Below are 24,512 nucleotides of genomic sequence, written 5' to 3'. Positions count from 1 at the left end.
TTGTTGCTGCGCTGCTCAAGCCTATGCCGCTCACAATCTTAGTAGTAGACGATGATGAGGGTATCCGACTCTCGCTCAAAGATTATCTCGAGCTAGAGGGCTATATCGTCGTCATAGCCGAAGATGGCTGGAAAGCGTTGGAGCTGATTAGTCAGTGTCAGCCGCAACTCGTCATTACCGACATTAGTATGCCGCGCATCGACGGCTTTGCATTCTTAAAAAGCCTGCGGCAGCAACCTGCCTGGCGATTATTGCCCGTCATCTTTTTGACAGCCCGGACCCAAACCCAAGAGCGGGTGCAGGGCTATCAGTCGGGCTGTGATGTGTATATTGAGAAGCCGTTTGAACTGCCAGAAATTGGCGCTGTCGTCAAAAATCTGCTGGCGCGATCGCAGCTTATTCAAACTGCCTGGTTGCAATATCAGCAAGTGCCAGAACCGGTCCCTGTCGCCGCCCATGCCGCTTCAGTGTCGGTGGCTGCACCACTGCTGGATGACCATTTTTCACTTACTGATCGAGAGCAGTCAGTATTAGACTTGCTCTCTGAGGGGATGTCGAACGCGCAAATCGCCGCTACTCTCTTCCTCAGTCCTCGCACGATTGAAAAATACGTCACCAATCTGCTACGCAAAACTGACACCAGCAACCGGGCTGAACTCGTGCGGTTTGCCATGGATCATCACTTGGTCGAATAAATCATCGCTGAATTCCAGTAATGATCGGTCACGGCGTGGCGTCCACCCGGGATAATGGATCAGGCTGCTGCATTTGCGTAGCAGTTGGCGATCGCCTGACTTCTCAACGGCTCATGGATTACTACATTTCACCGCGCTTTTTAGACAAACTCGCGGTTCACATCACTAAAAACTATCTCAATCTGGATGGGGTCAGAGTACCGCTCATTTTGGGCGTCCACGGACGTAAGGGCGAGGGCAAAACCTTTCAGTGTGACCTGGTTTACGAGCAGATGGGCATTGAAGTCGTTCACATTTCCGGCGGAGAGTTGGAGAGTCCTGATGCGGGCGATCCGGCGCGACTCATCCGCCTGCGCTATCGCGAAGCGGCGGAACTGGTGCGAGTGCGGGGTGTGATGGCCGTCCTGATGATCAACGATCTGGATGCGGGTGCGGGTCGGTTTGATGCGATGACGCAATATACCGTCAACACCCAGTTGGTGAATAACACGCTGATGAATATCGCCGACAATCCGACTAATGTGCAGTTGCCCGGCAGCTATGACGATAAGCCCATTCAGCGAGTACCGATCATCGTCACAGGCAACGACTTTGCCACGCTGTATGAACCCCTCGTGCGGGATGGCCGCATGGAAAAGTTTTACTGGCAGCCCGATCGCCGCGATCGCATTGGCATTGTGGGGGGGATTTTTGCGCCAGACAATTTGGGGGCCGCGGCGATTGAGCAATTGGTAGATACGTTTCCCCAGCAGGCGGTTGATTTTTATGGCGCATTGCGGGCGCGAATTTACGACGAGCAGGTGCGCGACTTTATCCACTCCGTCGGCATTCAAAAGGTATCGAGTCGAGTGGTCAATGCAGCAGAACCCCTCCATTTTCCCCAGCCGCAGTTTTCCCTGGAGCACCTGCTAGAGGTCGGCCAGCAGATGGTGAACGAGCAGCGCCATCTGCAAGAAATGCGTTTAGCCGATCAATATAATCGGGCACTGCGGGAGCGATCGCCTGCCAAAACGGCGGCGGCGATGCCAACGGACAATTTTTACCGGGCTTATGAGGCAACCGCTGCCCCGGTTCCTGCACCAGGGGATGCGCCAACAACGATGTCGGTGCCCCCATCAGCGCCAACTCCTGCGGGGCCAACGGCAGCGTTATCAACCGAGACTGTCCGCCATGTGCAGTCGCTGTTGCAACAGGGCTACCGTATCAGCACCGAACATGTGGATCAGCGTCGCTTTCGTACCAACTCGTGGCAGAGTTGCGCCACAATCAATACTCAGAATCCCGACGAAGCGATCGCTGCGCTAGAGCAGTGTTTGGTGAGTTTCCCCGATGAGTATGTGCGGCTAATTGGTGTCGATCCGAAAAATCGACAACGGGTATTGGAAGAAATCATTCAACGGCCAGGGGAGCCTGCGGGAGCCGTTTGAGCCACCGATACAGGGATGCTGGGAAGAGTGGTGACTGATCTTGTAACGCCCCTGAACCTAATGCCGCCATAGACAACCGGATTGTGTGAGCTCTGACGCTTTTGTGCTCAGTGAGGCTTGGGAACCCGGTGCGAGGGGATCGGCATCAAAACGAATTTTGCCATCGCTTAGCAACCAGGCAAAAAAGGCGGTAGCCTAATGAGATAGGCAAATTTCGGCAGCAATGACAGAATTGTGGCTGAGTTTTGCCAACGGAGCGGCTGGACCTACAGGTCGCCACTCAAGTTTTGTTTAGACCCTCTGGACGTGACGCGTGCCCAAGGTTGGGATTATTTTCAATGACATGAAGCCAGCCGCTCAAGAAGCGGCTGCTCTCTGGCGTGAGAAATTGACTGTGCAAGGCTGTGAAGTGCACATGGCTAATGGTTTGGGAGGGTTGTTGGGCTATTCCAGTCCTACCCGCCCCATCTGTCACACGCCAGTTGACAGTCTTATTCCCCCGCACTTTGACGAAGACATGGCATTTGCGGTGGTGTTAGGGGGCGACGGCACAGTGTTATCGGCATTTCGGCAGGTGGCCCCAGCTGGCATTCCCCTGCTCACCGTCAACACCGGACACATGGGCTTTTTGACGGAAGCGTATCTGAACCAGTTGCCCAAAGCAATGGAGCAGGTGCTGGCGGGCGATTACCGTGTCGAAGAACGTTCGATGATTGTGGTCAAGGTCTGCCATGGTGAGAATACGGTCTGGGAAGCGCTCTGTCTGAATGAGATGGTCTTGCATCGGGAGCCACTGACCAGCATGTGCCATTTTGAGGTGTCGGTGGGCAATCATGCGCCGGTGGATATCGCGGCGGATGGCGTGATTATCTCAACCCCCACTGGCTCTACGGCCTATTCGCTATCGGCCGGTGGTCCGGTCATTACGCCCGGGGTTTCGGTGACGCAGTTGATTCCCATCTGTCCGCATTCGCTGGCCTCACGGGGCATTGTTTTCCCCGATTCGGAGCCGGTCAAGATTACGGCGGCAAATACTGACCCGCTGGTCATGGTAGTGGATGGCAATGCGGGCTCTTATGTGATGCCGGAAGATTGGGTGGCGACGGAGCCCTCGCCTTATCCTGCCAAGTTCATTCGGTTGGGATCGCCGGAGTTCTTTCGCGTGCTGCGTGAAAAGTTGGGCTGGGGATTGCCCCATATTGCCAAGCCGACTTCGGTGGAGTTGCCTTAGGGGCGTTGGGCGCCATTGGTAGGGCGATCGCCCATGGTATAGAGTTCATAACTTGGCTACTTCAGCTACTATGGATGGCTGAATCGTCGATGCTCCGCGCAGGCGGGGTCACTTTGCCCACATGACAGGTTGAACTATCGTTACCGACCGGGTTGGGAGTCCTAGCAGTATGGACAGTAATGCGATTGACGCGGTGCCACAGGTTTTACTGATCTGCGCGAATGCTGATCTAACCGAGCGGGTGCGCCATGACTTGGCCGAGGCGGGGTATGGGGTGAGTACGGCAACCACTGGGGAGCGCGGGTTGGCCCAAGCGCAGCGATCGCGTCCGGATCTCATCATCATCGATCGCTTGTTGGATGGCGAATCAGGGCTGGCGGTGTGTCAAAAGCTGCGCAGCGAGCAATTTTGTATGCCAGTGTTGATGCTGATGGCCCGCGATACCTTGGACGATCGCATTGCTTGTTTAGAAGCTGGGGCTGACGATTACTGCCTAAAACCGTATCAGGCGGATGCCTTTTTGAAGATTGTGCAGATTTACCTGCAACCCGGTGATACCACTGCCGAGCAACTGCGCTTTGCTGACCTCACGCTCGATGTCGGCACGCGCACGGCATCCCGCAATAACCGTCTGATCGAATTGACCACCAAAGAATTTGAATTGTTGCGATATCTGATGGAGCATCCGCGAGAGGTGCTGGCGCGGGAACAAATTTTGGAAAACGTGTGGGGCTATGACTTTGTTGGCGAGTCCAACGTGATTGAGGTGTATGTGCGTTACCTGCGACTCAAAATTGACAGCGATAACGATAAACGGCTCATTCAGACGGTGCGCGGCGTGGGCTACGTCTTGCGCGAAAGCTGATATAAAAATTCGCAGTTAAGTGCAGAGAGTCCAAAAGTTGAAAACATGGATGTTAAATCTAAGTGTGGACAGCCGTCTCGGCTGTCCCGGCGCAGGCATCTTGCCTGTGCGACAAAACTGGGATTTTATAAAATTCTAGTTTTGTCGGCCCCTCGTTTTCTGTCAAAGAGATGAGCGAAGCTATCTGCGCCGCGATACCTGGTTCCGGTAACCTGGCCTGACTCGGTTAAAAATGCTGAAAACAGCTCTCCCAGGTGAGCGTCAGCGGGGAACGATCGCCCACGTCATCCATTAGCAACACTTCAGGGCTAGCTGCCACCGTGCCGATGATGCTGGCTTGCGAACCTAGCACGGGCAAAAGTTCCAAGGCAATTTCAGCAGGCAGACACAGCACTAGCTCAAAGTCTTCGCCGCCGTAGAGGCACCAGTCGAGGGCGGTGGCATCGCTGAGCCAGGGAGTGAAAGCCTGGGGCAGCGGTAAACGCGATCGCATCAACTGCGCCCCCACGCCACTCGCTTGGCAGAGCCAGAGCACGGCATTGGCCAAACCATCACTGCTATCCATACCCGCGATCGCCCCAAATTCGTCATCTTCCAGAGCGTCAAACAACTCCACAATGTCGAGCCGTGGCACTGGATACTGGTGGGCCTGAATAAATGTTTGGCGATCGCTGGCTGAGAGCGGCGTTTGCAAGTCTGGTTGCAACAGTAGCTCTAACCCCGCCCGTGAGGCTCCGTGCCAACCCGTGGCGAGGATGACCTGACCCGGCTGGGCACGATCGCGCCGGATGACGCGCTGGGGTGCCACGGTGCCCAACGCAGTGATGGCGATAACGGGTTGAGGCGATCGCACCACATCGCCACCGACAATCTTGCCGCCATATTGCCGGAGGCAAGCGGCCATGCCCTCATAGACCTGCTCGACCCAATGGACTGGGGTGTGACCAGGGAGCGCCAGTCCGACGGTGATTTCAGTCGGGACTGAGCCCATCGCCGCCAGGTCAGACAGATTGGCCGCGATCGCCCGCCACCCGATCGCCTGAGGGGGCGTAGTGCGATCGCTAAAATGCACCCCATCCACCAGCATGTCGGTGGTGATGACCGTGGCCTGCGATCGAGGTGGCAATACCGCCGCATCATCTCCGATCAACGCGGACTCACAAAAAGGCTGGAGCCGCTTTAGCAACTCCAGCTCACCCAGTTCAGCCACAGTTGGCTGACTCATGCATCAGTCTCCCTAAGTAGTGGGTTGGACGAGGTTTTCCAAGCCGTCGATCACCTTCGCCGAAACGATGCGATCGCCCTGGCCCAGTTCTTCTAGCAGCTCTTTGTTTTCGACCACACAGCCGAACACTGCAAAACGACCATCCAGTAAGTTGAGTCCTGCTGGCGTGAGTTCCGGTTCAAACAGGAAGAAGAAAAATTGCGAAGACCCGCCGTTCACATCACTCGGAGGCCGGGCAAACCCCATCACCCCGAAGGCCGAAAAGGGCAGCACCGGATCATCCAAATAGCGGCCCAATTCTTCTAAAGTGGCTCCATAAATCGGCTCTTCGTCCCCCTTGACTAAGATTTCAAGGGGCACTGCCCGGTATTCGCCCGTTTTGGGGTCAATGAAGCCCTCTTCTGGCCCTGCCGGATCCCCTGTTTGCAGCACGTAAAAGTCTTCGGCCCGAATAAAAGGCATGTCGTCATAAAAGCCCCGCTGCACCAGGTCAACAAAGTTGCCCCCGGTCACTGGCGCGGTGTAGCCGTCGATCACCGCGAGCATCGTCCCTTTGTTGGTTTCAAACTCAACGGTGGCGCGACCCTTGAGCTGCGGCAAGTGGCTATATTCCTCAGGCACCTCAAACGGAAATTCGGTGACCATCATTTCTTCAATGGCGCCGACTTTTTCGAGGAGGTCGCCGCGTTGTACCCAAACCGTCTCGCGATTTTTGGCTTCGGCCCCAGCGATCAGCGGCTCTAACCCCGCGCGAATCTCATCGAGATATTGTGCTGCCAAAGTCTGACGCTCAGAGGGTATATCCCCCAAGATGGCGTCGCGACGGCGGCCGATTAACTTATCAATTTTCTTGGCGTCGCGGATGATCGGTCCCCAGCGCTTGCTGCGTAGCCACTCTGACAGTCCTTCTAAATCTTTTTGAATGGTTCGAATATCTTGGTTGTCGATGGGCAGGGAGTAGCGCAATAGGGCGCGCCCATCTGTTACAGCATTACCTGGGGGTAAATAAGCCACTAGCGGTGAGGTTGGCATAGGGGTAGCCACCGCATTGGGGGGCACAGTGGCGATGAGTCCGCCACCCCAAAACACCACGCCTAAAACCAGGCAAAGCAACCATCGATTAAATAAATGCATAAGTAAGGCTAGCAAAGCGTCATATTCAGCAGACGTTTCGATCTTGCCATAGTGCGGGCATCTCCAGAAGCATTCTAGAAAGTTGGCGGCTGAGCGGTAAAATGAGGTGCCGATATTCAAAGAGCCACGGGTAGCGAGCGTTATGATTTCCAGCAACGACTTTCGTACGGGCGTCAGTATTGAACTGGATGGGTCAGTTTGGAAGGTCACCGAGTTCCTGCATGTCAAGCCAGGCAAGGGATCTGCTTTTGTCCGCACGAAGCTGAAAAACGTCCAAACCGGGAACACGGTGGAAAAAACGTTTCGCGCTGGTGAGACAGTGCCCCAAGCCAATCTCGAGAAAAAGGTGATGCAGCACACCTATCGAGATGGTGAAGATTTGGTCTTCATGGATATGGAGACTTATGAAGAAGTGCGCATGACTGAAGATCAAGTGGGCGATCGCGTTAAGTATCTCAAAGAAGAGATGGAAGTGAGCGTGGTGCGATGGAATGAGCAGATTCTGGAAGTGGAACTGCCGACTTCGGTTGTGCTCGAAGTGACTGAAACTGACCCCGGCGTCAAAGGTGATACCGCCACGGGGGGCACGAAACCCGCCATCGTCGAGACTGGCGCCCAAGTGATGGTGCCCTTGTTTATTTCGATTGGCGAAAAAATCAAGGTTGATACCCGCAACGACTCTTATTTAGGGCGGGAGAATTAGGGCCAGAGTCGGGAGGCTCTCACCCGTCCTCCGTCTGGGGCAACTGTATCTTGTTGGTAGGGAAGGCGATAGTGGAACTAAATTTCAGTGAACTGCGGGAGCTGGTGACGACACTCAGCCAAACCGATATCTCGGAACTCATCCTGAAGGGGGCTGATTTTGAGCTGACGCTGCGCAAGCAAGGGGCGATCGCTCCGGTTAGTGCTCCCATGGTTGCGATGTCTTCACAAGAACAGCCCGCTGCGGCTCCGGTCGCTCCGATGCCTGCTCCTGAGACGGCCCCAGCTGCGACTCCTCCGACGCCACCGCCTTCTGCTGATTCCAATCTGTTGGAAATTACGTCGCCGATGGTCGGCACGTTTTATCGCGCTCCAGCACCGGAAGAACCGTCTTTTGTGGAAATTGGCGATCGCATCCAAACCGGGCAAACGGTTTGCATTATCGAAGCGATGAAGTTGATGAACGAGTTGGAAGCGGAAGTTTCCGGTGAGGTTGTCGAAATCCTGGTGGAGAACGCTCAACCAGTGGAATTTGGGCAACCGTTGATGCGAGTCAAGCCTTAATTTCACAGTGATTGGAACCCCTTGACTGAGAGTCAGCAACGAGTCCTGAAACTGAACGTGGCAAAGCTAAATGTCGCCTTCCCCTTCAAACAAGGTCTCTAAGGGGTGGGCATTGATGTTGCACACTTCTTGTAGGTAGCGAGACAGCACATCGTTTTGCCCGTGGGTAACGTAGACCTGCTGGGCTCCGGTTTCTTGAATCGTGCGAATGAGACTCGACCAGTCCGCGTGGTCAGACAGCACAAAACCCCGCTCGTAGCCGCGTCGCCGTCGAGCCCCGCGCACGGCCATCCAGCCGGAGGCAAACGCTGTTTGAGGAGATTTGAAGCGCTTCATCCAGCTAGAGCGATGACCTGAAGGGGGCGCTAACACGAGGTCTCCCTTGTATTTATGGTTTTTGGGCATATCGGCGGTGTTGACGGTCGGCACCATCTGGACGCCTTGGGCGCGATAGATGTCGTTGAGGGCGGCGATCGCCCCGTGCACGTACACGGTCTGGTCGGTAAAGTTCGTCAGTTCACTCAGCACCCGCTGGGCTTTGCCAAAGGCGTAGCAAAAGAGAATCGAGGGGCGATCGCGGTCGGACTGCCACCAGTCATAGATTTGCCGTGCTGTTTCTGCACCGCTATTCCACTTGTAAATCGGCAGGCCGAACGTCGCTTCGGTAATAAACGTATCGCAAGGCACCACTTCAAACGGGGCGCAACTGGGGTCTGCACATCGCTTGTAGTCGCCCGAGACGACCCAGACCTCATCCTTGTGCTCCACCCGAATTTGCGCCGAACCCAGCACATGTCCCGCTGAGTGAAACGACACCCAGGTATCGCCGTATTTCAGCTTTTCGCCATACGCGACATTTCGCAGCGCGATATTCGCCCCAAGCCGCTTGCGTAAAATGCCCTCGGCGCTGGCCATCGCTACATACTGTTCCGACCCCGAGCGCGCGTGGTCGGCGTGGGCATGGGTGATCAGCGCTGTTTCCACTGGCCGCCAGGGATCGATGTAAAAATTTCCGGCTTCGCAATACAGTCCTTCGGGGCGGACGGTAATTAGAGGCATGGTTTGATTAGTCACTGCGATCGCAACAGCGGAGCGGTCGAGAACTCCAGACTCACAATTGGCACTAGGAAACCACTTCCGCTGGCTCCGGGGTCGCTACTGCAATTAACGCCAGGTCGACTTTGTTTTCTTGCGGTGCCGTCATTTCCGCCCGGATGTTTGGGCCAAAAAACGTTTCAATCTTGGTCTGCTTCTCCAGCCACTTGCTGAGCCCAATGAATGGCGAGTCAAATTCCAACACCAGGGCATAAGCGCCGTCGATCGATTCCTCGCGCACCGCCGCCAATACTGGCCGCTCTTCGTCAGTCGGGGCCAACCCCAACCGTTCTAGCACTTCATCTAAATGGGCTTCTTGGCCGTAACGATAGCGAGTCACATCGCTACGCACTTGATTTTGGGTCGGTGTCGCCTGTTGTTCCCGCAGGGTCAGCACCTCTGGCGTTGTTTCGTGGGAATACTGAGTCGGTTCTAACTCCGCTGCCCGCAACGCTAAGCCCCCCAGTAATACGGGAATCCCGTAGAAAAAACCAGCCAAGTTGAGGGTTGCATTTTCTTGAAAGTAGGCGATAAACCCAACAATAGTGAGGATGCCACCGACCACAAGCAACACATTCCCGAGGGACGTTTTCCGTAACATACTGATTTTTCTCGGACTTAACTTTAATGAATTGTATCGTTCTGCTTAGCAGTTTTGGGAAGAAGGTGAGGAGGGGAGCTGGGAGCGATCGCCGTGAATCCTTCATTAGCAGCCCCGACACCTGTATCAAACTGAGCGATCGCTAGAGCACCAGCCTAAGAACGTCCCAACTCAATCAAAATTGACGATGAAGGCGGATCAATGAGATGTCAGAATGAACAGAAGGTTTTCACTTAATAATTCTTCATTGATGATATTGATACTGATGATTGTTAACCGCTTGCCGCTCTGAGGTTAGTTGCCCACGATGTTGCGCATTTTCACCGATTTTGACGGTCCTATCATGGATGTGTCGGAACGGTATTACCAGGTTTATCAATACTGTCTGGAAGAAGCGAAAGAGCCCGATCAGCCAGTAACTTGTTTGTCAAAACAAGAGTTTTGGCGACTGAAACGGGCGCAAGTGCCGGAGCGGCAAATCGGCGCTTACTCTGGCCTACATGATGATCAGGCCCGTCGCTTTGCTTTGCTGCGGCGAGAGACGGTGCATAACCATGCCTATCTGAAATATGACTGTCCGGTGCCCTATGCGATCACCGCGTTGCAGCATATCCAAACGCTCAAAGGTGATTTGGCTGTGGTGACCATGCGGCGACAGCAAGCACTGGACTTTGCTTTAGAACAATTTGACCTGACCCACTTTTTTCCGCCAGCGGTGCGTTATTGCCTGCCAGATGTCTATGTCAAGACCCACGACGTGGTGGAGAAAACTCGCCTGATGGAAAAAGCCCTCGCCGAATTGCCTACCGCGGCTGAAACCTGGATGATTGGCGATACTGAGGCCGATATTGCGGCGGCGCGAGCCCATGATTTGCCTGTTGTAGCGGTGCTGAGTGGCATTCGCGATCGCCATCGGCTATCTACCTACGACCCCGATTTCATTGTGGATAACCTCAAAGATGCCGTCGCTACCATTGCGCAGCAGCTCCACTTGTCAAGTTGAGCCTGGGTTGACCGAATGATGACGATGAATCCGCCAGGTCGGCCACCGAACCGTCTATCTAGCTCCAACGGGTGACTCACATCGCTGACTCATCCTTCATCCTCTATGCTGGTAAAGGTTTATTTGAAATACTCGTGCGATCGCTATGCTCAGAGCCGGAATTGTCGGGCTGCCCAACGTCGGAAAATCCACTCTATTTAACGCTGTAGTGGCCAATGCCAAAGCGCAAGCGGCAAATTTTCCGTTTTGCACCATTGAGCCTAACGTTGGTGTGGTCGCCGTGCCCGATCCGCGGTTGGAAGTGCTGGCCAAAATTTCTGAGTCAGCGGAGATTGTTCCGGCGCGGGTGGAATTTGTAGATATTGCGGGTCTGGTGGAAGGGGCCAGCAAAGGCGAGGGACTCGGCAACCAGTTTCTTGCCAATATTCGCGAAGTGGATGCGATCGTTCACGTCGTTCGCTGTTTCCAAAACGACGACATTATTCACGTCTCTGGCTCGATTGATCCGGCGCGAGACGCTGAGATTATTAATTTAGAGCTGACGCTTTCTGACTTAGCCCAGGTCGAAAAGCGGCTGGAGCGCGCTCGTAAACAAGCCAAAAAAGATAAAGAAATTCAGGCGGAAGTCGATGTCCTTGATAAGTTGCTGCCCGTGCTAAACGAAGGCAAAACTGCCCGCACGGTTGACTTGACGCCTGAAGAAGAATTGCTCATCAAGCCGCTGGGGCTGCTGACCCGTAAGCCCGTCATCTATGCCACCAACGTCAACGAAGACGACTTGGCAACTGGGAACGACTACGTGGAACAGGTGAAGGCGATCGCAGCTGCCGAGGGCGCTGAGGTCGTGGTCATTTCAGCCCAGGTAGAGTCAGAGCTGATCGAGTTGCCCGAGGAAGACCGAGCCGATTTCCTCGAATCCCTCGGTGTCGAAGAAGGCGGTTTACAGTCCCTTATCCGCGCCACTTACGAGCTGCTCGGCTTGCAAACTTACTTCACTACCGGCCCGAAAGAAACGCGGGCGTGGACGATTAAAGCTGGCATGTCAGCGCCGCAAGCCGCTGGAGTAATTCACACCGACTTTGAGCGCGGCTTCATTCGGGCAGAAACGGTTTCGTATCAGGATTTAGTCGATGCGGGTTCGATGAATGGAGTCAAAGAAAAGGGCCAACTGCGCAGTGAAGGTAAGGATTATGTCGTACAAGAAGGGGACGTGATGCTGTTCCGCTTCAATGTGTAAGTGGGATGACCCGAGCGCCAGCGCAAAACTTTGAGGAATTGTTTGTGAATACAGCGCAGTCTGGAATGGCTTGATACAATTTGAGCCAATCTCCACGACGCCATGTTCATGAAAGTGCTGGAACGACTGGAAAAAGCGCCCTATTGGGCACTGCTCTCGCTGGCGATGAACTGCCTGTTATTGATGGCGGTGTCGCTGACTTGGGAAGGCGATCGCACTCCCAAAGATTCCACACCGACCACTTCGGTGCTGCCTCAAGCCAAGGCATCAATGGCTAGTGAGGCGGCTGAATCAACAGACGGACTCGTCACTGCGGTGGGCGATCGCGAATATTTCAACTACCAACAGTGGGTTGAGCTAGTGCGTCAGGAAGCGCGTGCTCATGCTGATGCTCCCCGGTTAACGGTGTTGCTGGGCGATTCCATTTCCCTGTGGTTTCCCCAAGAACTGCTGCCGGGTCGCCGCACTTGGCTCAATCAGGGTATCTCTGGCGAAAAATCAGATATGCTGCTGCGTCGCTTAGATGCTCTCGATGGCACCCAACCTGACACCATTTTTGTCATGGTGGGCATTAATGACTTGATCGCCCAAGTGCCAGAGCAGGCCGTTGCCCAAAATTTGGAACAGACCGTTCAATATCTGAAGCAGCAGCATCCAGACGCTCATATTATCGTGCAGTCAATTTTGCCCCACGGGTCGGAACGGGCGACTTGGGAGGGCCGCGATCGCCTGCTGCAACTCCCTAACGATCGCATTCAAGCCGTCAACACAGCGATCGCTCAGATGACCGAGGCGGAAGGGGTGGATTACCTGAATCTCTATCCGTTGTTTGCCGATGGCGAGGGGGCTTTGCGGCCTGACCTGACCACCGACGGTCTGCATTTGAATGACCGGGGGTATCTTGTATGGCGCACGGCGATCGCCCTCCAGTTGAACGAGGACGGCGATCGCTAGCAGGGGCGACTCCACCGACATACTGCGACTACTTGTAGACCTCAGAGGACAGCGATGGATCCCAATACCAATATGGTTTGCGGATTTTTAGGCGGCACCATTCTTTCGGTCGAGGGTGGCTATCGCGTGTTGCAGCACCCTCGTCCCGAGCGCGTGTTCGATCGCATCGCGGATGCTCGTTGGTTTCTGGCCGTCAGTTTTTGCGATCATTGCCCTACCCCTGCGGGCATTCTCAATCACGAGGGCCGCCTTTCCTTTCAAAACGAAGCGGCCTTGAACCAAGGCGAAACGATGTTTTTGCCTCTAGGACACCGCAGGGCGATTTTTGCAACCTGCCTCACCCTCAGTCCTGGTGAAGTCGGCACTTATGCTCTCGGTCTCGGCACCCTCAATATCTGGGGCATCGAAATCGATCCTCGTTATGGTCGTGTAGCGATCGTGCAGACCTTATCGCCGATCACCTCAGCCTGATCCGTCTAAAATCATCACCGTCTTGGCTGTGTCGGCCGCGAACGACCCAATTCAAAGCTGCAAATCCTACGCTGTCCAAGTATTGCCAGCTCAAGCAGCCTGTCCTGAATAGTGGATAGCAATTACAAGCACTACATCAGAAGCGAACTTGGGCGACTGAGACCATGCTAGCCGTCCCTGCCTAGGGGGGGCGGCTAGCATGGCTGCTGAGCTTGTTGCATCAATGCTTCAGAGGCTGTCTGGAGTGGTTTTAAGTCGCCGGTTGGCAATTTCCTGAGCAGATGCTAGTGAGCTGAACGTCCCAACGCCTCAAAACACCGCTGAAGCCAATTCTTAGAAACGATAGCCCAGGCCGGTTTGCAAAGCCACGGCTGTATTGCCGCCATTGCGATAGGCATTGAAGGCAATGATGGCGCTACCAAAAGCAGTCCAACGACTATTGGGAAACACGTAGTCGATCCCTGGCTGCAAGACAAAAGCGGTACGGTTACCCAAAGGCCCTGGGTTGTCATCATCCCCAATTGGGAAAGATGCGCCAGCCCCTAAGTAGATATCGGTGTTCCACGAGAGGGGATAGTCGTAGGAGACGGTCGGCACTAAGGTGAAGTTGTCAAACAAAAAGGCGGTCGTGCGCAGCGATACTGGCATCCGCAGAAAGCGATAGCGCCCTGTAATCACCATGTCTAAGCCAGAGCCTCGGCCAGTTTCGGCCTCTTCTGTGAGGCTAAATCCAGCCCCAATGCCAACATAGCTGCCATACGCCGCTTGCGCATTTGCTGGACGGGCATCCACTAAAGCCGCACCCCCGGCGATCGCTCCACCGAGTGTAGCGGCGATCGCTGCCTGCATTAATCGACGTTTAATCTGCTTCATTTTCCGACACCACTCCTCAGGCAGGCAATATCAACACAATGGATAGCGTCGCCACACACAAGTCACACTGCGAACTCATTCACTCGCAGATTGACTAGACAACATCTTTTCCAGTTCGTGAAAACCCTTGACATACAAGGACTTTAAGCCGTATCTAGAGATACTTCACGGCTTAATTCAAGCGTAGATCTTCAGATCCGCAAGCAAATCGTTACAAAGCGTTACATATTGTCTGGATCAGCCTGTATTCCTCATGCCAGCGGCGATCCCGTTGATCGTTAGTAAGGCCCCCCGGAGTAGTTCTTCGCGGCTATATCGAGATTTGATGACGCCCGATATGGCGCTGCGATAATGCCGGAGCCGCTTCAATAAGGCGACCTGAATGAAGCCCAAAGGCACGATGGTGCCATTGCGCAAATGGACGGAGCGCTGCAAGTCGGGATCGCCATCCAGCAGGCGTCGATGGCCCGTGATCGTCAGAATGATGTCCGTCGTCTTACGAAATTCGTCTGAAATTTGCTCAAACAAGACGTGGAAGCGTTCTTGATCTTCGGGCTGGGTCAGCTCTTGCACATAGTGTTCAGCAATTTGCAAGTCGACCTTCGCCAGGGTCATTTCTACCTTAGAAATCACCATTTTGAAGAAGGGCCACTTTTGGTAGAAGTAGCGCAGCAGCTTCAAATTTTCTTCCGGATCTTCGGCTAAAAAGTCCGTTAGCGCGGTGCCGACACCGTACCAGGCTGGTAGCAAAAAGCGAGCTTGGGTCCAGCTAAAGACCCAGGGAATCGCTCGGAGGCTGTCGAGGGTCTTTTTGCCTTTCCGGCGGGCGGGGCGAGAACTGATTTGTAACTGGCTGATTTCTTCGATCGGGGTGACCTGATGGAAAAACTCGACAAAATCTGCCTGTTCATAAATCAACGCTCGGTAATGGCGGCGAGAGCTGGCCGCCAACTCTTCCATAATTTCGTTCCACGGCTCAATTTCATCCACACTGCTGTGCAACAAACTGCCTTGGATCACGGCTGTCGCGACCGTTTCCAGGTTGTACAGTGCCAAGTCGGGCAGGTTGTACTTGGAGGCCAGCACTTCCCCTTGTTCGGTAATTTTGATGCGGCCATTCAGGCTGGCACCGGGCTGGGCCAAGATGGCTTCGTAAGCAGGGCCACCGCCGCGACCGACGGAGCCGCCACGACCGTGGAAGATGCGCAGGGCAATGCCAAAGTCGTCGGCAGTTGCTTGTAACGCTTGCTGAGCCTTGTGAATTTCCCAATTGCTGCTGAGGAAGCCAGAGTCTTTATTGCTGTCTGAATAGCCCAGCATGACTTCTTGAATGGGCTGAGTTGACGACGCCTCAGCCATGGCACTTTCCCCAGCCGCATCGTCGGTTTTACCGCCTTGGGTCACCGCTCGGTAAAGCGGCAGTTCAAACACCGATCGCATGACCGAGGGGGCCCGCTTCAAGTCTTCCACCGTCTCAAACAGTGGCACCGGCTGAATGCTCGATTCCCAGGTGGCGGGGTCAAATAGTCCCGCTTCTTTGGCGAGTAGCAACACCTCTAGCAGGTCGCTGACGGTGTGGCTCATGCTGATGATGTAGCTGCGGCAAATCTGGGGACCAAACTCGCGATGCAGGCGCCGCACCATGCGGAAGGTTTCGATGGTTTCGCAAACGGTTTCTGAGAAGGGCAGTTCGGCGGGCACGAGGGGACGGCGGGTTTGCAGTTCTTGGATCAGCCACGCCGTTTTTTCTTCCTCAGACAAGTCGTTGTAAGACTTGGGGAGTACCTGCAAATAGGCGGTGATTTCGTCGATACAGTCGGAATGGCGGGAGCTTTCTTGTCGCAGGTCGAGCTGAGCCAGCACAAAACCGTACAGTTCTACTTGGCAAATGATTTGCTCTAGCGCCCCACAGACCATGCCCGTGGCGTTTAAGTCCCGCTGAATCAGGCGGAGGTCAGCCAGGAAGTCATCACCGGAGTGGTACAACGGCAGTTCGGTAATGCCGCCCTGATCCTCTTTGAGGATGTCGCCCTGATAGAGTCGCTGGCTGCGCAGTAGGGTATTTTCGAGCCGCTGCTGCATGTAGGCGAGCTTGAGTCGATAGGGTTCCTGGCGGTAGCGAATGGCCCAGCGCTCGTACAGTTCGGGCATGACCTGTTGGTCTTGATCCAGGGAGTCTAAGAGTTCGGGCTGCACTTCGCTCCAGTGTAGGGAGAGGCTCAGCAGCTTGGTTAGGTGCTCGAGGGATTCAATGTACTTTTCGATCACCAGGTTGCGCTGGTAGCAGGCGGTTTTCCAGGTGATGTCGGGGGTGACGGAGGGGTTGCCATCGCGATCGGCCCCCACCCACGAGCCAAAGCGGCAAAATTGGGGCTGGGGTGGACGCAAGGTGGGAAAGGTATTGTGGAGCGATCGCTTAATGCGCTGATAAAGCTGCGGTAGGGCATTAAACAGCACCACGTCAAAATAATGCAGGGTGTAATCGACTTCATCCAACACCGAGGGCTTGAACTGGTGCAACTCGTCAGTGCGCCACCACAGGCGAATTTCTTCGGTGAGCTGCTCCTTAAGGGTGTCAATTTCCCAGTTGGAAACGCCGTTCATGCTGGGCAGTGAATCTTCGGCCTGATCCATCCGGCGAAATAGCGAGGCAATCCGGCGTTGTTTGTCGCGAATGGTGTGGCGCACAATTTCCGTCGGGTGAGCTGTAAACACCAGCCGAATGTCCAAATTGTCGATCAGGCGCTGAATGAGTTGGGGTGGAACATTCAGCTGCTTGAGCGCTGGGAAAAGCCAGTGAAAGGTGCCTGCGTCGCGATAGCTGGTGGGCAGCAGTTGATAGTCAAAGGTCGACTTGGCCTTTTGGATCGGCTGGGCGTCTTCGGTGGGCGTACTCGCACTGTTTTGATGAGGCCGAATGGTGGCTAAGCCCGCGATCGCGGAAGCCGGTTCCACCTCACCATAGGCGGCCCGATATTGGCGCTGTTGCCCCTGCTGTTCGTAATGCTGCTCAACGCTGTTAATTAACTGAAAATAGAGGGCGAAGGCCCGAGCTGCCCGAATGGCATCTTGCAGTTCTAAGTCTTCGACGACCTGCACCACTTTTTGTACACTCGCCGCGCGTGCAGCCGGAGCCTGCCCTTCGACGGAGCACAGACTGCGCAACTGATGCAACAGAGTCAACAGCTCATCGCCACATTCGTGGCGTAAGACGGCTTCCCATATATCCTCGACGACCTTGATGCGTTGCTGCACGCGCAAGCCATAGGCAGACCCTGGCGGCGTGATCGACACATTGCTTGTGGACTCGACGATAGCTTCGCGGGTAGTTGGCATATTCTCAGAAGAAGTCGGCACAGTGGAGGTCATAGACTATTAGAGTATCGCTGTAAAACGTCAGAACTAAAGCAGGGCAGCCAATTTACTTAAGAGTTTTGAGCATTATTCACTATCCGTATCGTCAATTGTGCGCTCGCGAGTCGTTTCCATATCGTGCAAGCTCGGCAAGCGAACACCGCGAAAGAGTTCTTCGCTCACAATGCCGATCTGTTCTAAAGCTTCCGCCAGGGTGCGAGCGCCCATGAGGGTGACCAAAAAAGGCCCTGTCATGAGGCTTATTACCACACTTGAGACGCCTGTACTGTTCACTCGCTGAGATCTCTCGGGATTTTGTTGAAAATCTTTAGGTGTCGAAGTCATAGCAACCAATTTTGAAGTCCTGCGGGTGGCCGACTGTTCTCACTTCAATTTAAGGGACAGGATCGCAATTTGTGAGGGTCGGGGATGGATCGGGGGTTGGCGCAGGGACGGGCTGGCCGCTATGGGGCAGCAGTGCGGCTGGGAGCGTGCTGTTGATCGGGTTGTTTTGGCAGCTTTGCCGAAAACTGCCAAGCACTTGTCTGGAAGCTGAATCCCTTTAATAGTGGGCGTCTTACATACTGCTAATTAACGAGATGGAGCCCCCACCAATGTTGTTCTCTTCTGCTCAGACCCAAGTTGCAATGTGTTCTAGCCCAGCGGTGTCAACGTATCCTCGCCTTGGTGAACGTCAGGGCGCAACCGCAGTCGCGCGATGGTGGCAGTTGTTTCATTTGTCTCCTTGCTCGCGGCTGTATGTGCAGGGTTGGCAGCATCAGGCACAGGGACAACTGGTTGGGGCGCAGCGAGCATTTCAGGAGTTGTTAGGCATGGGACGTGAAATCGGTCATCAAGGTTGGATGATTGCCGCTGAGCAAGCGATCGCGGCGTTATCGAAAATGGCTATTAACACCTCAAACGCTGACCATCAGCCGCTAACGCCACAGGATATTGAGGCTGCTGAACAGTGCAACCGGGCGGCGGTGCTGCATACCCAGGGCGACTGGCAGGCCGCGATTCAGGCATATCAGCAGGTGTTGAGCTTTGCCACCCAAGCTGGTCATCGTTTGGCGATGGGTCGGTGTTTGAATGGTTTGGGCTTGATCTATTTTGATCAGCAGCAATTTGCGCGAGCAGAAACGCGATTTCGGGCGGCGATCGCTGTGCTGGAAGAAGTGCCAGTGTCTCACCCGCGGGCGATCGTGCATCACAATTTGGGCCTGGCTTATTATCACCAGGGACAGCATCAGCATGCCCAAACCCACTTTCAGGCAGCGCTAGAGCTGTGGCAGCAAAACGACGATGATTGTCTGGGGCTGGCCCTGACGCTGGATTATTTAGGCCGCGTCTATGCCCAACAGGGCGATGCTTGGCTGGCGTTAGGCAGTTTTGAAGCGGCGATCGATGTCCTAAATGATCTCTCGACTGATCAAGATGTGCGTCCAGACGCTGCTGCCTTGCTGATGCAGATCGCTAATTTGTGCGAACAAACCCGGCATTTCTATCTGGCGATCGCCTACCTGCAGTCAGCGCTAGCCATTTACCAAACGCTGCCGTTCGTGGCACCTGAAATTGTGATTTGGCAGCGCTTGAGTGAGCTGTACAGCAAGGCCGGCCATCCGGCGATCGCCGGGTACTACGCTCAGCAGGTGGTTCAGAGCCGCCAATACTAAGGAATTAGGATTTTATAAAATCCAAGTTTTGTCGGGCCAGGCATCTTGCCTGCGCTTGAACAGCCGAGACGGCTGTTCACACTTAATCAAATTCCCATTCCTAAGGAATGAGACGTGAATCAGTTCGGCATCCGATATCTCGTCCCATCACGGTAGATTTCGGCGTGTCACGGTAGATTGCGGCTTTAGATTGTGGCTTTGGGGAGGGCAGCGGCGTTAGTTTTCCTGCGCTGGGGCAATCGTGGCCGGATCTAGCCGGATTTTGATAATCACTGACGAAAACCTAACTAATTCTTGACCGTGTCTACCATAGCCGTCAGGGGGGTGCTGACTCCCCGTTCTGAGATGAATGATCAGAGGTGGCGGTACTCGCAGGCTCCACAAAGCAAAACGCCAGCGCTAAGGTGTAATCAACCGCGATCGCTGGGATGTGAGTTAGCCAGACGGCCCCCAGTCTGGGTGTGGCTAACGCAACCCCTAAGCTGGTGCACTTGTCAACCTTTGGGAAAAATGCAAAGATCTGCTTTTTTTTGCGGATTGACTGGTGAGATTCGGCAGACTGCGATATCCTTCACAGCTATATTTTGAGGGTTGTGGCTCCATGCTGCCGCTCGATCTAACGTAGTCCGGTTTTATGACTGCCAAGCCGTTTACCAAGCCGCCGATGCCCAATGCTGAGCAATCCCTCAATGACTGGATTGCTCACCTGTTTGCCTCGAATGCCCGTGTCCAAATGCGGCTGCGGGGTAATGTCTTGCATGTCTTGACTGAAACGCCCCATCGCTTACATCAGTCGGGAGCGGTGACGCGATTGGTCGATGCCCTCATGCATCATCCGGCTGGCACGGACGTCATTACCACGGTTTATCCCCAGGCTTATCAGCTCTACATTTACAGTCGCCGTCGCGGTCACTCGCAGCCCGACTGGACAGCACCGATTTATCTCAATCGTTTAGAGCACCATCAGGTGCAGCTGCAGCAGCAGGCCGGGGCGTCGCTCAAAATTGCGGATGCGGTGCAACACGATGGGGCTGCCCCTAATGGCGTCCCGTCTGGGGTGAACGACCCGTTACCCGATGACTCGACCACTGCCATTGTGCTGTCGCATTTAAGTCTGGCTAAGCAGGGCGATGCCGACGCGATCGCTTGGTACCTCAGCGAAGTCTTGAGCTCCCTCGATGTGGGGGTTTGGGTGAGTGTGCGGGCGGCGTCGCGCCCCGTGCCAGGACATCCTGACGCGACCACTGACACAGAAGCGCATGCCGAGGAGAGTGCCAGCGATCGCCAACGGCTCTGGGTGTGGTGCGAGGCGGCGTATAGCCCTGACCCGCTGTTGATTGCGGAACCCGTGACGGAACGACTGCGGCAGCTCGAATTGTCGCAGTTCAAAGATGCGGCCATTGTCATTCAGGTGCATGGCGAAGATACGCCAGATTGGAGTCTGCGTGTTGACTTGACGCCGGCTGATGAGATGTTGCGGGAATGGGCGCGTTGGGGAGACGAAGGGGCCATTGCCCGATTGCTCGACGCTGCCCTCCGGGAGCAGGCAGCAGCCGTCACGATGGAGCGCAAGGATGAGAGTCTGCACTGCATCATGCGATCGCGGCTCACCGCAGAGCCGCCCGCGATTCCCGATGAAGCGGCTGTCATGGCGGCGATTGCGCCGTTGTTGGAAGAGTTGGCTCCCCAAGGGGTGCATCGACTCATGGTGTACGGTCAGGCCCCGGACGCCGACACCCCTGATTGGGTCCGCTGCCTGAACCTACCGGCTTTGGAGCATCCTGACCTGGCGATCGCGCCGACCGAGTTGGCGAAACAGGGCAATTTAGCAGCGTTAGCATATTTGTTGACGCGCTTGTTAAATCCTGACTTGGAGGCCCAACTCGCGACTGGGGGCATTCGTATTCAGGCGTTGCAGCGCGATCAGCTACTCCACATCATGGCCGATGCGCCGATTTGTCCAACCCGGCGACAAGTGGTGCCGCAAATTCTAGATTTTCTAGAAGTCGTTAATCTGTCCGACATCAAGGGGTTGCGGTTATACGGTCGGCGCGCCGGGCAACAGCGTCCCGCCTGGAGTTTTGGCAAAGACTTGGAGGCCCGACCGGCGATCGTTCCCAAGGCCGAGTCGATGTTTGCGGTCTCCGATCAATATGTGGGCGATTTGCTGTCGCCGTCTGAAGGGGATGAGTCCAATGCCGAAGCCGAGTCGCGAGCGATCGCTCGTGCCTTCCAAACTGCTTGGCAGCAGGGCCGCGATCAGGTACGCCAATTTTTGTACGACACGCAGCTCGTGGTGCCCCAACAAGAGTTGACCCGCACGCCGACCCCCCTGACCGCCGAAGACAGCCAGGATGCCGTCAAAATCGGTCTGGTGTGGGCGACTGTCGGCATCTTGTTGGCCTTACAAGTTGATTGGGTGTTTGGGCAGTTGGTGAAGCCAGGGCCAGTGGCTGATAACCGGAACGCCGCGAGTGCGGCTGAAACCAGCGAGTCGGTGGTCAACACGGCGGCTAACGATGCCCTGACCGATGATGCATGGGAACGCCAAGACTGGTTGGCCGAGCAGCAGTTACCGGCACTCCCTGGACCGGACGCCGATGAATCAACGGCAGCCACGGATTCGGTTTTCAACGATGAACAGTTGGTTGCGAGTCCCGATCGCTCCCTGGCTCCCACTACCGATCTCCTGTCTCACTCCCCGTATCCCTCCTTCCGCAGTCAGCAGATGGATGAAAAGCTGGCGCTGTACCATCAGCTTTTGGCGGAGTCCGGGCCGCCTGATGTGCTAGTGATTGGCAGTTCACGGGCTTTGCGCGGGGTTGATCCGGCGGCGTTGCAGCGCGAGTTGGCCGCTTTAGGGCAGGGCGAACTGAGCGTGTTCAATTTCGGGGTCAATGGCTCCACTGCTCAAGTTGTGGATCTGACGATTCGCCGTGTACTGAAGCCTGATCAACTGCCGCGCATCATCATTTGGGCCGATGGGGCGCGGGCGTTTAACAGTGGTCGCACGGATATCACGTTCAATGCGATCGAAGCTTCAGACGGCTATCGCGAACTGGGTCGCCGCAATCCCGAAGTGGTCACCGCTAATGCTGATGATCCCGATGCGGTAGTCAATGTGACTGATGACGAACCCCAAGCCATTGGGGAGGCGCTGCGAGGTAGTTACCAGGCGCTTGATCAGACCTTGAGTGACCAACTGGGAGAGCGCTCTGCCATTTATCCAGACCGTGACGAATTGAAAGCCTTTGTCCGCGATCGCCTGCTGACCCCCCTGACCGCTTCTATCAGCTCCTCGCCCGATGCGGCTTCCAGTCCCAATACCTCTGACCTCGCCATTCCCGAAGGGAGCCAAATCGACTTTGACGGTTTCCTGGCCTTGGACGTGCGGTTCAACCCTGCTACCTATTTTCAGCTGTATGCCCGGGTGGCGGGTGCTTACGATAGCGACTACGAAGACTTTGCCTTGGAAGGCAAACAAACCGCTGCCTTTGAGCAATTGCTGGACTATACCCAGCAGCGAAACATTCCCGTCATTTTCGTGAATACGCCGCTGACTGACGAATATTTGGATGGCTATCGCAGCGATGCCGAAGAGGATTTTCAGCGACTCATGCTGCGCTATTCCGCCACCGAAGAGGATTTCATCTTCCGTGATCTGGGGCAAGTCTGGACCAATCGTTACGATTACTTCTCTGATCCCAGCCATTTGAATCGCTATGGGGCTTATCAGGTATCGTTGCGGTTGGCTCAGGATCCCATGATCCCCTGGCCCCGTGCCCGTGATTTGTCTGCTGCTAATCCTGATCGTCTGTCGCCATGACCTTACCTTCGATTCTGTATGGCCTATTTTTGCTCAGCGTCGTGGGTCTGTATTGGGCGCTAGCCCGACGATCGCTGCGGACGTGGCTGTTGCTGATTGCCAGCATCGTATTTTACACCTCGCTGCAAGTTCACTACGTGCCGCTAATGCTCGCCCTGGTGGCGATCAACTTTTGGCTAGGACGAATATTGCAAATGCCCGCCGACTGGCGCGTCTCCAACGAGCAGTGGCAAATGGCCGAGCAGCAGTGGTATCGGCGACGGCGTTATTGGCTGACCTTTGGTGTCGGCCTCAATGTGTTGCTGCTCCTGGGGTTCAAATATGTGGAAACCTGGCTCAAATGGCTCGTGCCCGAGGGCTTTAATCCTGACGTGGCGGATGGTAGTTGGCTCGCGATCGCCTTTCCGCTCGGCCTCAGCTTTTTCACCTTTGAATGCATCGCTTACCTGGTCGATGTCTATCGCGGTGCCCCTGCCACCAATAGCCTGCCGGAGTTTGCCGCTTACAAGCTGTACTTTCCCAAACTGATCTCTGGGCCGATTACCCGCTTCCACAGCTTTACCAGCCAGTTGACCAGCCAACCCAGCCTGAATTTTAGTTGGGCGGTGGAAGGGCTGTGGCTCATCGGCATCGGGGCGGTGAAAAAAGTCCTCATTGCGGATCACATCGGTACCCTCGTCAACCTGAGTTTGGATAATTTGGAACGGGCCGGGAGTTGGGATCTCTGGCTCGCCATCTTTGCTTATGGCTTGCAGCTCTATCTCGATTTCAGCGGCTATGTGGATGTCGCGCGCGGCAGCGCCTTGCTAATGGGCATTAACCTGCCGCAAAACTTCAATTTTCCCTACATGACCACCAGCATCGCCGACTTTTGGCGACGGTGGCACATGACCCTGGGTGATTGGTTGCGTAATTACCTGTATTTCCCGCTCGGCGGCTCTCGCAAGGGGTTATCCAGAACGGCTATCAACCTGATGATTGTGATGTTGATTGCTGGCGTGTGGCATGGCAATACCTGGGGCTTTGTGATCTGGGGCGGTATTCACGGTCTGGCGCTCATCGTGCATCGGCTGAATCACGCGATCGCTCAAGGTTGGCAGCCCTTGCAGCAATTTTGGCAGCAACCTTGGGGAGTGGTCACCGCCTGGGCCGCGACCCAATTTCTGGTGTTCTTTAGCTGGCTCTTTTTCCGCCTGCCAGAACCCCGGCAATTTACCCTGGCGCTGCAAAAGCTGTGGGGCGTCAACAGTGACGCGCAATTTGCCCAAAAGGTCTATGTCGAATCCCTGGGTTTAACTGCGCCCCAGCTCTGGAGCCTGCTCTGGCTGCTGGTCGGCGTGATGATGTTCCTCTATTTTGCGCAGCGCGAGTTCAAGCTCCAGCTCAACTGGCCGGTTAAGTTACTGCTGGTGCCGCTGATGCTCTTCACGGCGTGGCAACTTGCTCCCAGTGAGACCCTTTCATACATTTATTTCGACTTCTAACCGGACGGAGAAACCCGACAAGATCCTGTGGGACACTACTTCAGAGCTGGGCTCTGAGGGCGAATACTCTGTCGTCGCGCATCAGACCGAGCCTG

General features: G+C 55.1%; 20 protein-coding genes. 13 read left to right on the top strand and 7 right to left on the bottom strand.

Translation table 11 applies throughout. The annotated features are described in order from the left end of the window. Nucleotides 1–23 precede the first annotated feature (23 nt). The 4 genes from DYY88_RS06035 to nblR all read left to right on the top strand — a co-directional run bounded on the left by DYY88_RS06035 (nt 24) and on the right by nblR (nt 4,218). Complete coding sequence (locus DYY88_RS06035) at nt 24–695, top strand: response regulator transcription factor (RefSeq protein ID WP_039726005.1); 672 nt, start codon at nt 24–26, stop codon at nt 693–695. A gap of 35 nt (nt 696–730) precedes the next feature. Then, nucleotides 731–2,122, top strand: coding sequence for a RuBisCO small subunit-like domain-containing protein (locus DYY88_RS06030; RefSeq protein ID WP_242517574.1), 1,392 nt, complete (start codon nt 731–733; stop codon nt 2,120–2,122). 313 nt (nt 2,123–2,435) lie between these two features. Then, nucleotides 2,436–3,353, top strand: coding sequence for an NAD(+) kinase (locus DYY88_RS06025; protein ID WP_039726004.1), 918 nt, complete (start codon nt 2,436–2,438; stop codon nt 3,351–3,353). Nucleotides 3,354–3,522: 169 nt separating this feature from the next. Next, the gene (gene nblR / locus DYY88_RS06020; protein ID WP_039726003.1) at nt 3,523–4,218 is read left to right on the top strand and encodes a response regulator transcription factor NblR; all 696 of its coding nucleotides are present in this window, start codon (nt 3,523–3,525) and stop codon (nt 4,216–4,218) included. Nucleotides 4,219–4,444: 226 nt separating this feature from the next. On the opposite strand, the gene thiL is transcribed toward nblR, so the two are convergent. Then, entirely contained in the window at nt 4,445–5,443 is a 999-nt protein-coding gene (thiL, locus tag DYY88_RS06015; RefSeq protein WP_039726002.1) for a thiamine-phosphate kinase, read from the bottom strand. Between the two features lie 12 nt (nt 5,444–5,455). Further along, the gene (locus tag DYY88_RS06010) at nt 5,456–6,577 is read right to left on the bottom strand and encodes a peptidylprolyl isomerase (protein ID WP_039726001.1); all 1,122 of its coding nucleotides are present in this window, start codon (nt 6,575–6,577) and stop codon (nt 5,456–5,458) included. Between the two features lie 142 nt (nt 6,578–6,719). Between DYY88_RS06010 and efp the strand changes: the two genes are divergently transcribed. Continuing rightward, the gene (gene efp, locus DYY88_RS06005; protein WP_039726000.1) at nt 6,720–7,280 is read left to right on the top strand and encodes an elongation factor P; all 561 of its coding nucleotides are present in this window, start codon (nt 6,720–6,722) and stop codon (nt 7,278–7,280) included. A 71-nt stretch (nt 7,281–7,351) separates the two neighbouring features. After that, complete coding sequence (gene accB, locus DYY88_RS06000; protein ID WP_039725999.1) at nt 7,352–7,843, top strand: acetyl-CoA carboxylase biotin carboxyl carrier protein; 492 nt, start codon at nt 7,352–7,354, stop codon at nt 7,841–7,843. A gap of 66 nt (nt 7,844–7,909) precedes the next feature. Here accB and DYY88_RS05995 read toward each other — a convergent pair whose 3' ends face one another. Continuing rightward, entirely contained in the window at nt 7,910–8,902 is a 993-nt protein-coding gene (locus DYY88_RS05995) for a ligase-associated DNA damage response exonuclease (RefSeq protein ID WP_039725998.1), read from the bottom strand. Between the two features lie 64 nt (nt 8,903–8,966). Then, nucleotides 8,967–9,539 (bottom strand): DUF2854 domain-containing protein, encoded by a 573-nt coding sequence (locus tag DYY88_RS05990; protein ID WP_039725997.1) that lies wholly within the window; start codon nt 9,537–9,539, stop codon nt 8,967–8,969. 307 nt (nt 9,540–9,846) lie between these two features. Between DYY88_RS05990 and DYY88_RS05985 the strand changes: the two genes are divergently transcribed. The 4 genes from DYY88_RS05985 to DYY88_RS05970 all read left to right on the top strand — a co-directional run bounded on the left by DYY88_RS05985 (nt 9,847) and on the right by DYY88_RS05970 (nt 13,204). After that, entirely contained in the window at nt 9,847–10,542 is a 696-nt protein-coding gene (locus tag DYY88_RS05985) for an HAD family hydrolase (protein WP_039725996.1), read from the top strand. 145 nt (nt 10,543–10,687) lie between these two features. Continuing rightward, a complete protein-coding gene (gene ychF, locus DYY88_RS05980) occupies nt 10,688–11,779 on the top strand; it encodes a redox-regulated ATPase YchF (RefSeq protein ID WP_039725995.1) in 1,092 nt (363 codons plus the stop codon). 108 nt (nt 11,780–11,887) lie between these two features. Then, on the top strand, nt 11,888–12,733 hold the full coding sequence (locus tag DYY88_RS05975) for a GDSL-type esterase/lipase family protein (RefSeq protein WP_039729535.1): 846 nt from the start codon (nt 11,888–11,890) through the stop codon (nt 12,731–12,733). A 54-nt stretch (nt 12,734–12,787) separates the two neighbouring features. Then, nucleotides 12,788–13,204: a hypothetical protein gene (locus DYY88_RS05970; RefSeq protein ID WP_039725994.1), complete on the top strand. Its 417-nt coding sequence runs from the start codon at nt 12,788–12,790 to the stop codon at nt 13,202–13,204. Nucleotides 13,205–13,537: 333 nt separating this feature from the next. Here DYY88_RS05970 and DYY88_RS05965 read toward each other — a convergent pair whose 3' ends face one another. The 3 genes from DYY88_RS05965 to DYY88_RS23995 form a co-directional block, all read right to left on the bottom strand. Further along, nucleotides 13,538–14,077, bottom strand: coding sequence for a putative outer membrane beta-barrel protein (locus DYY88_RS05965; RefSeq protein WP_052288289.1), 540 nt, complete (start codon nt 14,075–14,077; stop codon nt 13,538–13,540). Between the two features lie 237 nt (nt 14,078–14,314). Next, complete coding sequence (gene ppc, locus DYY88_RS05960) at nt 14,315–17,434, bottom strand: phosphoenolpyruvate carboxylase (RefSeq protein WP_367889265.1); 3,120 nt, start codon at nt 17,432–17,434, stop codon at nt 14,315–14,317. Nucleotides 17,435–17,518: 84 nt separating this feature from the next. Further along, on the bottom strand, nt 17,519–17,686 hold the full coding sequence (locus DYY88_RS23995; protein ID WP_165390100.1) for a hypothetical protein: 168 nt from the start codon (nt 17,684–17,686) through the stop codon (nt 17,519–17,521). Nucleotides 17,687–18,078: 392 nt separating this feature from the next. Between DYY88_RS23995 and DYY88_RS05955 the strand changes: the two genes are divergently transcribed. The 3 genes from DYY88_RS05955 (at nt 18,079) to DYY88_RS05945 (ending at nt 24,417) form a co-directional block, all read left to right on the top strand. After that, the gene (locus tag DYY88_RS05955; RefSeq protein WP_163685917.1) at nt 18,079–19,107 is read left to right on the top strand and encodes a tetratricopeptide repeat protein; all 1,029 of its coding nucleotides are present in this window, start codon (nt 18,079–18,081) and stop codon (nt 19,105–19,107) included. Between the two features lie 634 nt (nt 19,108–19,741). After that, nucleotides 19,742–22,933, top strand: coding sequence for a TonB-dependent receptor (locus DYY88_RS05950; RefSeq protein ID WP_052288288.1), 3,192 nt, complete (start codon nt 19,742–19,744; stop codon nt 22,931–22,933). Next, the gene (locus tag DYY88_RS05945) at nt 22,930–24,417 is read left to right on the top strand and encodes an MBOAT family O-acyltransferase (RefSeq protein WP_039725991.1); all 1,488 of its coding nucleotides are present in this window, start codon (nt 22,930–22,932) and stop codon (nt 24,415–24,417) included. The genes DYY88_RS05950 and DYY88_RS05945 overlap by 4 nt, the downstream gene beginning before the upstream one ends. Nucleotides 24,418–24,512: the final 95 nt, after the last annotated feature.

This window comes from Leptolyngbya iicbica LK (assembly GCF_004212215.1).
Taxonomy (GTDB): Bacteria; Cyanobacteriota; Cyanobacteriia; order Phormidesmidales; family Phormidesmidaceae; genus Halomicronema; species Halomicronema iicbica.
The sequence above is the reverse complement of the archived record's forward strand: the minus strand, read 5'-3'. Positions and strand labels throughout refer to the sequence as shown.